Here is a 2,472-nt window from a genome sequence, read left to right on the forward strand (position 1 = left end):
TGCAGCTGTCGTCGGCCCGCCGATATTGGCGTTTGAAGCAACAACAACTTCTTCTAAACTGAATTTAAACACTTTTCCGATAGCAAAAGAAACAATCATATTAGTGGCTACTATGATAAAAACAAATACAAGCAGCAGGGGAGCATTTTGAAAGATCAAAACAATCGATGCTGGGACACCAATCACTACAAAGAAAATATAAATCAAGTATGTACCAATCTCTTGCGAACCTCTAATACTTTCAAAATATCGTGGAAAAAAAGTAACCGCTAGCATGGTTAGGGTTGTAAGCATCAAGTAGTTATCTCCGAAGATCCCATTTAATGAGTTATAAAAAAAGTTGACTTCGTCTCCAGAAGGAATAAGACCATCGAGCCAGCCAGCTAATTGAAAGGATACCGCAACAAGTACAAAAGCCGTCCCAATTGCAAGACCTATATCTTGTAAGGACATTTCTTTTCTCCCCCAATAAGAAGCAGCTTCTGTCCCAGCTTCTTCACCACTTGAATTCTTTCTCCCATCCATATATGGAGTGCTGAAGTTCTTCGTGAAAAAGTTAATTGCAGGAAGAGCCATAAGCACGAAAAAGTATAGCGCCATCATAAGATTGTCTGCCACGACGGTGGAGGAGACAAGTTCTCCAGATGCCTCAAATTTCGTAGACAATGCTGCGAAATTCACGCCGCCCCCGATGTAGGAACCCGTCAGCATTGCTCCGACTTTATCCAGGCCTGGAATGAAATCCTTTAATAGCAAAAAAGCAATGATTGAGCCCGCAACTGTTCCTGCTGCACTAATAAAGAAGATGAATAGAAGCCGGCCGCTCTCATTCCAAATCTTCTTAATGTTTGCTTTAAATAACAGGAGAGGGATTGCTAAAGGAACCACATAATTCCAAACCGTGTCATAGGCTGGTGATTGCAGAGGAATGACCTGCAGATTTGCCAAAACCATTGCCCCGATTAACGCGATGATCGCTCCTGATACTTTTGATGCCCACTGAAATCGTTGTTCCAGATAAATACTAACGGCTGCCCATCCTGCAAGGAAGGCCCAAAGTAACCAAATATCGTCCGATTTAATCAAAGAGCTTTCCATACTAAAACCTCCTATTTTCTAAATCTTTTGACATATTATAACAGATTATAAAATAATTTGTTGATAAAACCGTAAAGATGCAATTGATGAATAGTACGTATGTAAAAACACCCCAAACATTGAATGCTTGGGGTGCTGTAAATAATCAGTGTCGAATGAGTCGAACAGGAAGTGTCCTCCCATTAATGATTTGATAACCTTTTACCATAGGCACCTTTCCCGAAAAGGAAACAATGATATAAATGGCTTCCGGGTAATTTGCATGCTTAATATCCTGAGAGGAGGGATAAGCTCGACTCGTTGGATGAGAATGAAAGATTGCAGTCAGTTTTTCATTTCTTTGTTCCATTTCTAGGAAAGCTGCTTTCACTTCCTCATCATCCATTGCAAAAGAAATAGGACTAGCTTCAATGTTTTTCATTCTCCAAGAATTAGAAGCATAGCCTTCGGTTCCTGAAAGGAGCCCGCAACCTTCAAATGGAAGCTCTGATCGACAGTGCTGAAGCATTTGATTCCATACAGACTCTTTGATGTAAAAGGGTGACAATTTAGGCCCGAGATTGTTTTTGGCTGCCCCCGCACCCGCAGCCTTTCTTTTTCCCATTCGTTGATTGGGGGGTACTGGGCTTTCTAATCCTATTTCTTTTAAGCCGGCTGGGTTTGAGATTTTTATTCCCGGAAATATCGATGCTTTTTGAACGCCGGTACAATTCATTGACTTCATTCGGTGTCATAAGGTCTCCTCCTTTATTATAGTTATATTCGGGCATGAAAAAGGAGGAAACGGCTATTGATCCTTTCTGTAGTATTTAAAAGGATTAAAGACAGAATCATCCTGCCCAGGCTGCTGTCTGTTTGCTTGACGTTGATGACTGTGAGGATACTTTTTATGATTAGCATTCTGTCGGTAATGATTTGATTGAGGATGCTGGGGGAGGTTTTTTCTTTCATCGACTGGCGTTTTAGGGAGTTGTGTGTTTTGGTTCTCTTCATGAGACTGGTTAGGTGTTTGATCAGATGAAGGCATTGGGTTTTGGGTAGAAGTCTTTTCCTTTAAAGAGGCGATCTGCTCCTTTAATTCTTCAATCTGTTTAAGGTGGGCTTCTTCATTTTGTTGATAGGTCAAGATCGTTTTGTTCATTTGACTGACGAGTGCCTTCAGTTCTTCTATTTCATTTTCTAATTTTGTTAGTTTTGTTTCCGTTTCTTGTTTCCCATCTTTATCGTCAGCTTCCTGCGTCTGGGTCCAGAAATCCCAGTTCCATATCATGTCAATCCACTTCCTTTTTGGTTCTGAGTTTTTCAAAGTTTCATTAGGAGGTTCCTCTAAAAGGGGGGCAGGTGTCAGTTCTTTTGTTTTTTGTTCCTTCCTCG

The 2,472-nt window shown here is 40.9% G+C and carries 3 protein-coding genes; all 3 read right to left on the reverse strand.

Going from position 1 to position 2,472, the window contains the following annotated elements:
* Nucleotides 1–1,098, reverse strand: a 1,098-nt coding sequence (locus tag LD39_RS20715; RefSeq protein ID WP_035553236.1) for a DUF819 domain-containing protein, incomplete at its 3' end; no start/stop codon positions are given.
* Nucleotides 1,099–1,243: 145 nt separating this feature from the next.
* Nucleotides 1,244–1,822 (reverse strand): Mov34/MPN/PAD-1 family protein, encoded by a 579-nt coding sequence (locus LD39_RS21870; protein WP_081988540.1) that lies wholly within the window; start codon nucleotides 1,820–1,822, stop codon nucleotides 1,244–1,246.
* A 63-nt stretch (nucleotides 1,823–1,885) separates the two neighbouring features.
* A partial coding sequence (locus tag LD39_RS20725; RefSeq protein ID WP_035553239.1) for a hypothetical protein occupies nucleotides 1,886–2,472 on the reverse strand: 587 nt, incomplete at its 5' end.

Origin of the sequence: Halobacillus sp. BBL2006 (assembly GCF_000786645.1) — a bacterium.
Lineage (GTDB): Bacteria > Bacillota > Bacilli > Bacillales > Halobacillaceae > Halobacillus.